Source organism: Microcoleus sp. Aus8_D2 (genome assembly GCF_036702665.1).
GTDB lineage: Bacteria > Cyanobacteriota > Cyanobacteriia > Cyanobacteriales > Microcoleaceae > Microcoleus.
Window position 1 is genome coordinate 41,342 of record NZ_JAUBUN010000010.1, and the last position, 7,253, is coordinate 48,594.

The 7,253-nt window shown below is 47.8% G+C and carries 6 protein-coding genes; 1 reads left to right on the forward strand and 5 read right to left on the reverse strand.

The features are described from left to right. Positions 1–107: 107 nt before the first annotated feature. A complete protein-coding gene (gene queF / locus QUB64_RS10360) occupies positions 108–527 on the reverse strand; it encodes a preQ(1) synthase (RefSeq protein ID WP_333265541.1) in 420 nt (139 codons plus the stop codon). Positions 528–672: 145 nt separating this feature from the next. On the opposite strand from queF, the gene QUB64_RS10365 reads away from it, so the two are divergent. After that, positions 673–1,263, forward strand: a complete 591-nt coding sequence (locus QUB64_RS10365) for a hypothetical protein (protein ID WP_333265540.1) — start codon at positions 673–675, stop codon at positions 1,261–1,263. Between the two features lie 85 nt (positions 1,264–1,348). On the opposite strand, the gene speD is transcribed toward QUB64_RS10365, so the two are convergent. The 4 genes from speD to QUB64_RS10385 form a co-directional block, all read right to left on the reverse strand. Further along, positions 1,349–1,771, reverse strand: a complete 423-nt coding sequence (gene speD / locus QUB64_RS10370) for an adenosylmethionine decarboxylase (protein ID WP_293176472.1) — start codon at positions 1,769–1,771, stop codon at positions 1,349–1,351. Between the two features lie 292 nt (positions 1,772–2,063). Beyond that, positions 2,064–3,125, reverse strand: a complete 1,062-nt coding sequence (locus QUB64_RS10375) for a pentapeptide repeat-containing protein (RefSeq protein WP_333265539.1) — start codon at positions 3,123–3,125, stop codon at positions 2,064–2,066. A gap of 1,523 nt (positions 3,126–4,648) precedes the next feature. Then, positions 4,649–5,857 (reverse strand): histidine kinase, encoded by a 1,209-nt coding sequence (locus QUB64_RS10380; protein ID WP_333265537.1) that lies wholly within the window; start codon positions 5,855–5,857, stop codon positions 4,649–4,651. Between the two features lie 413 nt (positions 5,858–6,270). Then, entirely contained in the window at positions 6,271–6,747 is a 477-nt protein-coding gene (locus QUB64_RS10385; RefSeq protein ID WP_333265535.1) for a BON domain-containing protein, read from the reverse strand. Positions 6,748–7,253: the final 506 nt, after the last annotated feature.

Below are 7,253 nucleotides of genomic sequence, written 5' to 3' on the forward strand. Positions count from 1 at the left end.
CGAAAGCAAAAAACGGTGCGTCAGAATCATGCTTTCGGTGCTGATTGAGAATCTCAAACCTGACGCACCCTACCGCAATAAGTACCAGCCGCAGAAGACTCTACCTTCTACTTCTCGTGCCGCACCTCAACCACAGTGTGCACGTTCCCCCGTGGCAGAAAATCGCCCTTAATCGTCACTTCCAGCGGCGCGCAAGCTGCGACAAAATCGTCTAAAATTTGATTGATCGATTCTTCGTGAGAAATGTAGCGCTCGCGATAACTGTTAACGTACAGCTTCAGCGCCTTCAACTCCACCACTCGCTCGTCGGGCACGTAAGTAACGTGAATCGCGGCAAAATCGGGATAGCCAGAAAACGGGCACTTGCAAGTAAATTCTGGCAAAGTAATGTCAATCGTGTAGCGCCGCCCGACTCGCGGGTTCGGGAAAGTAATTAACTGCCCCTCCAAAATCTCGCGTTCGCCGTATTTCATTTCCTCGGTGCTTGACTTTTGCGACATACTTTGTTCTGTTGGGTGGTTGTTCATAGCGATCGACTCAGAAATTGTAACATTTAATTAAATTTACTATTAATATCTGTAACAACTATCTCGATCAATTGTGTTGCGATCGATCAAATTGCAAATACTCTCAGGCTAAACTAAAAAAAGTTCACCCTCGCCATCTACAATTATGCAAAATACTACCTTACCTGACAATACTTCCCCTGAAAACTCAAATAGTTACTCTCCATCCGTACCGATTTCGCTCTATCGAGAAGTCACGGCCGAGCTGCAAGCTGCCCAAGCGATGATCGACTCCCTCAAAACCCACAACCAGCAATTAGTTCAACAAAATCAACAACTGCGGCGAGAAGTAGAAACAGTAGTTCAAGTATCCCAACAGCTACAGCAAGTAGTCAACTCGGCTCAGAGCGTCACCCAGACTGGGATGCCTCCAATGCCCTCAGTCAAATTCAATTTCAGCGTTGAACCTGAGCCCCCAGCACCTCTAACCTCGCGGACTAGCTCTGCCGTACCTCAACCACCTCAGAAAGTGGCTTTCCCCTTCCCTCTACCTGAGCCAACAGCCCCTCCGATGCCGGATACACTCCCTGAAAAATTATTTACAGAGGTGCCGGAAACTCCTTACCGCATTCGCTCTCAAGCAAAAAAAGCCTCAGACTTAAGCGGATTGTGGTTGGCTATTGCCATTTTTCTCATTGTCATTGCCGCCTTCGGTGCAGGTTATTTAGTTGTTCGCCCTTTGTTGAAGGGAAAGTAAATTGCAACAATAATCCCACGGCTCGAACCGTGGGATTTTAACGAAAACCTAGCATAAAATGTTCAAAGTTACGCTAATTGGCTTATCATCCTCTGGCTGCACTCGTTTCTACTAAACGAGGTGCATACTGCTCTTCACAAGCAGAACCTAGAATGCCCACCCCGGGCTCGAAACCGCGCGTGAACTCAGTGAGTTTTACCTGTTTAGCTTCCAGAGCTGTCTGTAGCACCTTCATGGCTCGGTGAGGGTCGCCGGCTCCGCAGAAAAATAAGTCTGCTGCAAAATAACCGTGTTCAGGCCAAGTATGGATTGCTATATGAGACTCTGCCAAAGTTGCAGTAGCCGTCACTCCGTGAGGACTAAACTGGTGTACGCACAAATCGATGAGAGTAGCTCCTCCGGCTTCGATCGCATCGAGTATGGCGCGGCGGATACGTTCAGGATCGTTGAGGAGGTCTCCAGGAGACTCCCAAGCATCAGCGACCAGATGGGTTCCCAATTGTTTCATTCTGCGGGGTTTTACCTCTAACTCACAATGTCTCAAACCTTTTGACCATAGCACGGATTCTAGAAAATTTCAAGTAAATTACCAAAAAAATCCCAAATAGCGGCGAGGGCCCTCGCCACTATTTTTTTGGGGGCGCTTTGTCGCCAGTCAAACGCGGGTGCGAGATCTCGCACCCGCGAGTAGCGCGCCACTGCAAAAAAAACGACACGACGTAAGTGAAGCTTTTGACTTCACGCGCGATCGATCGCTAGCCTCCTCCCAACTGACAATCAACACGCTACCGGACATCCGATCAATCGCGGCTGTGAGTAGCCCCATTCGGCAAAATCGCCCCGCCCAAAGCCGCTTCATTCAAATTAGCAACATTCAAGCTAGCCCCAATCAAATTAGCCTCCGACAAATTAGTTCCTGTCAAATTTGCCCCTGTCAAAGAACTCAGCAGCAAACCCGCTCCCGACAAATTGGCGTGACTCAAATTCGCTCCCCGCAAATCAGCTTCCAGCAAGCTAGCACCCGACAAATTCGCGCCGCTCAAATCAGCTCCCCGCAAAGAAGCCTTGTTCAAATTCGCAGCCCTCAAATCAGCATTGTGCAGAATCAAACCATTCAAATTAGCTTTACTCAAATTAGCCCCTTGCAAGTCAGCACCGCTCAAATTAGAACCATTTAAATTAGCTCCTTTCAAGTCAGCACCGCTCAAGTCAGCACCGCTCAAATTAGCAGCACAAATACAAGCCTCCCGCAGACTTGCTTCGCTCAAAATCGCCCCAACCAAATTGACACCGCTGAGATTTCCGCGATTGAGATAAGCCCGAATTAGATTTGCACCGCTCAGGTTTGCTCCGTTCAAATCTACTTCGCTGAGAATCGCTCTAGTCAGATTTGCTCTGCTTAAATCAACCCCGCTCATAATTGCTCGGCTCAGCGTCGCCCCGCTCAAATTAGCCTCAGTTAGTTTCGAGCCACTTAGCAAACAAGCTCCGACTAAACTCGCTCCAGTCATCACAGCTTTGCTCAAGTCAGCGCGAGACAATATTGATCCGCTGAGATTTGCTCCGCTAAAATCGGCTCCGATCGCCACAGTTCCCGTTAAACTACAACTGCCTAGGTTCGCTTCAATTAATTTCGCCTTAGATAAATTAGCCCCGCTCAAGTCGGCGCCATTTAAATTAGCTCCTATTAATTTACTTCTAATTAAGTTGGCGCCTTTCAAATTAGTGTTGCTCAAATTAGTTCGACTGAGATTAGATTCAATCAAATGAGCGGCAATGAGGTTGGCTCTTCGAAAATCTCGTTCCCCGTTTCTATGTCTAGTTAAAAGTTCATCGGCACTTAAAAGCTCAGTGAAATTCATAAAAAAATTGAGTGAGTTTCCTTAATTTATCGATGTTCAATGTTGTCTGAAAGTTTGTATGCTCGTGTTTGCTAGTCAGTTCTCAAACCAATACTGCAGCAGTAAGAATTATCAAAACTGGTTGATTTCTAGCATCACCCTGATAATTTACGTAGAACTTACGAAAAGCCACCCGGTTTTTCGTAAAAGTAGGGCTTGGCTAGGGGGCATTTATCAAGAAACCGAGTTTCTCGCTTCCGCCTGTAAGTCTTATGCTGCTAAGAGTTAGTTGCGGCTGATGTTAGTTGTTAATTGTTAGTTGTATTTATACTAACTGCTAATCACTAACTATTAACTACTAACTATTTACAAAATATCGATAAATCGATAAGTTGTCGATCGCATATTTTTGGGGTTATTGCTGGCGGCACCCGCGCCGCATTCACAGCCCAAAAATTGCTGGTGCAGGGGAGCAAATCTATTAGTTCCCGAAAGAAATAAGGGCTCGAAGCTTCAACTCCGAATATCTTTTACTTTTTGCCTTCTTTCTTCGATCGCCAATGAAAGCAGAGCCCGGTCAGCTCAGCTAGTGTCACCTCCCCCCACTGTGCTCAATGCAGCGTGAAATCGAACAGGAAGGCTGTTTCGCTCGGAGTCCCGATCGAGTCCCAGGCGAAACCAGCAATAGCCTGCCATGGGCCTGAGATTTCGCCAAAAAAAGCGCCGCGAGCCGTTCCCGTACTCCCGCGCTGCTGTGCTTGCTGTTAATGTTTACTCGATCCATGAGCGCTTGCGCTTCTAATTAACAGAACGCCCGACACCAGACGCGCTCCCGGACATAAAAGCTGTTCCTGGGCTTGAAAAATGCTTCGTTGAGGCATTCCCAGAAAAACTATATTCCTTTAGCCGGTCTTGCCAAAGGCAATTGGGCTGCTACAGCCAACCAATGACCAGCCTCAGTCTTGCCCCAAGGCGACGACAATATTATTCTAATAATTGCCGACCACCGCAGGCCGTACTCGGCGCGCGGGACTGGCTACTTCACCTGATATAATTTGCTGAAATTAGCCACCCCATAATTAAAGATAGTCGCTCTTTGACTAACGGGGCAATCTCTGCTGCAATTTAAGTCATCCAATTTAATAATACTCCGACGTTTGCAACCCTTGCAGTAGTGAGTGTTACAGACTCAAAAATCGCTGCGGATTTAGGGTGTAAAAATTTAGAGAGCCGATCGACCTCCCGGCGCAAAGCCCAGCTCGCACTCTCAAAATTAAACTTTTATAGCAGTTGACAGTTGACCGCTTGACAGTTGGCAGTTGACCGCTTGACAGTTGACTGTTACAGATTACCGAAATCAAACTGTTTAGGTTTCGACAACCAAACAAAAGCCGGCTTTCACAGAAAAAGCCGACTTTTGAGATGTTTTACCGGCCTTGGGGTAAACGTCTGCGCCTTCCACAATCAGAGTGCAACAGGGCTGCTGTCCTGCGGGAAGTAGAAACAATACCCAAACCAAGTCTCAACCATCAAACTCGAAGTATCTAAACCCGACGGTGGCCCGTAACGCCCTGATTTGGGTCGTAAATATTAGGCGTAGTATCAACGCTAGGAGTGCCGGGAACGCTGTAATCAGCCCGAGCGGTATCCACGCTGGGATAGTCGTAGGTGTTCCAATGCTGAACGCCTCCGCGGCTCATAATTGCTTCAGCTTTAGCGACTTCTGCTTCGCTACCGTCAAGCATTACCAAGTAATCTCCCCTCGCGACTCGATCGTTATAAGCTATGGCTTCCTCTTCGGGAATTCCCAAACCGACTAAAGCTCCGATCAAGCTACCCGCAGCCGCACCCAAAGCAGTACCTGCTAGCGTAGTGGCGATCGTCGTAGCCGCAGCTCCAGCCAGCATAATCGGCCCGATACCCGGAATTGCCACCAAGCCGAGACCTACCAACAAGCCAGTCAAACCGCCCAGCGTTCCGCCTGTGAGCGCACCCTTAGTCGCCCCTTCATCGGCCTTGTTGTCTGCGCTGTCGTGCACGTCAATGCCTGCGATATCCCCTTTAGAATCGCCATCCTTAGCAATGACCGAAACCCGATCCATGTCGAAACCCCCTGTTCTCAGTTCTCCCAGCGCGTGTTCAGTCTCGCGGCGGGTGGAAAACACGCCCACAGCGCGCTTGTGGCGGGCCATCGATCTGCGGCCGGTGTCTGCCGGCACATCGTAAATGCCCCAATCTTGAATGCCCCGCACGCTCATAATTCCTTCGGCGGTGGCAAGTTCGGCATCTGTTCCTTCGACGAATACCAAATATTCTCCGCGCGAGAGGCGATCGCCATAAACTTTAGCTTTGGCTTCGGGAACACCCAAACCCACCAAACCGCCGACCAAACCGCCCGCAGCAGCCCCGATCGCGCCTCCGACTACAGTATCAGCAAGCAGAGTGGCGATCGCGCCCCCCGCCATCACCGGGCCAACTCCCGGAATCGCCAGCGCCCCAATGCTGCCGAGCAACCCAATCAAACCGCCCGTCACGACTCCAGCCGTCGCGCCAGCTTTCGCCCCGCCACCCACTTTCTCATCGGTACTCTTAGCAGCGCTAGCGCCCGCTATTTCGCTGCCATTGAGATTTTCCCCAACTACCGAAACCTTATTCATCGGAAACCCGGTACTTTGCAGTTCCATCAAGGCTAGTTCCGTATCGCGGTAATTATAAAACGATCCTACAGCCCGTTTGTGTTGACCTAAAGCCATTTCTTTTCTCCTTCAAAATATACTGTTTTTACACAACTACAGAATTTATGCTCTGCTTGCTGCCATCAATCACATTTAGTCATTTTTTCCCCACATTTTTCATCGGTCGCTGGGAATAACCTCGGTCTCTATCTTCCGACAGGTTTCCACTAATTATCAGGAATTTTAAATCGTAAATTGCCAATGGCAAATTGCAGGTAGTGCGCGAGTTTGGAGCGCGGATTTTTGAGTGGGTTAATCTTCAACTCTTTAACTCAAAAAAACGCAACCCGGAAGATTCACGTAAGCGTTGTAATCCACTGCGAAAGCACTTTTAAAATCCCCAACTTTCCCTCTTCCTTATATCGGTTAAATCCGTCAAACAATCCGTTAAATCCGTTACCAAATCCGTTGCCGAACTTCCTTCTCATTTATTACTTGCTAGGCGATGCGGGTGCAGCGGGGGCGACAACAGCCGTAACATTCACCGTTTTGACACCCTTAATCTCTTTAGCTAGCGGCTCAATTTTAGCTAAATCAGTTTGATTTGGAACTGTGCCACCTACGGTTACAGCCCCATCTTTTGCCTCAACAGTTAGCTGACCTTGAGCGATGTTCACTTCCAACTTAGAACGAACTTCACTTTTCAGATCGCCATCGGCTCTGATTGCATCGCCGCCCGTCACGTTGTTGCGCTGTTCTCTGGCCCTGATATCAGAATTTGCTTGTGCTCTGCGAATATCGCTAGTGGCGTCGGCCTGAGTTTTTTTAACTGTCTCCGCTGGGGGCGGGTTCTTGCTATTTTCTGTGGCAGAATTAGGAGCATCAGCGCTAGTTTTAGCCCCGTCGCTGCAAGCAGCAGCTCCAAATAATAGGAGGCCGCTGATGATAATTGGTGTTAGTTTGTTCATAATATGTTAATACCCTCCGGGTAAGCTTTCGATGAGCGAGACTTCGTTGAGTTAGATTAAGCCACACAGAATTTTAGCTGGTGCTTTCTGCTCTCTAAAAAGCCTTATATCAAACATATAAAATTGAGGAACCCGCTACATCGCTCCACAGGTGTAAAATTTACCTCTGTCCTTAGATAGAGTACAAAAAACCAAATAAGGTCTTATAGCATTTTAGATTTGAGATTTGAGAATTGGGCGCGAGGGCGAGCGTCGAAGGATTTGCGATTGGGGATGAGTGAGTGAATATGAGTTTGAAGCTGACCTACAGTTGCATTCTTTTTTCAAACGGGTATTAGATTAAATTTAACTTAATTATTCCTGGACGCACTATTCATCATAAATCAGGTTGATTCCGATATTTTTATTTGCTAAAGCTAATATTTTCAGATACACCAAGTTCAAAAACGTAAGTGTTATTAATAGATTCGATCGCCACTCAAAAATAATTTTTTCTGATGACTAAT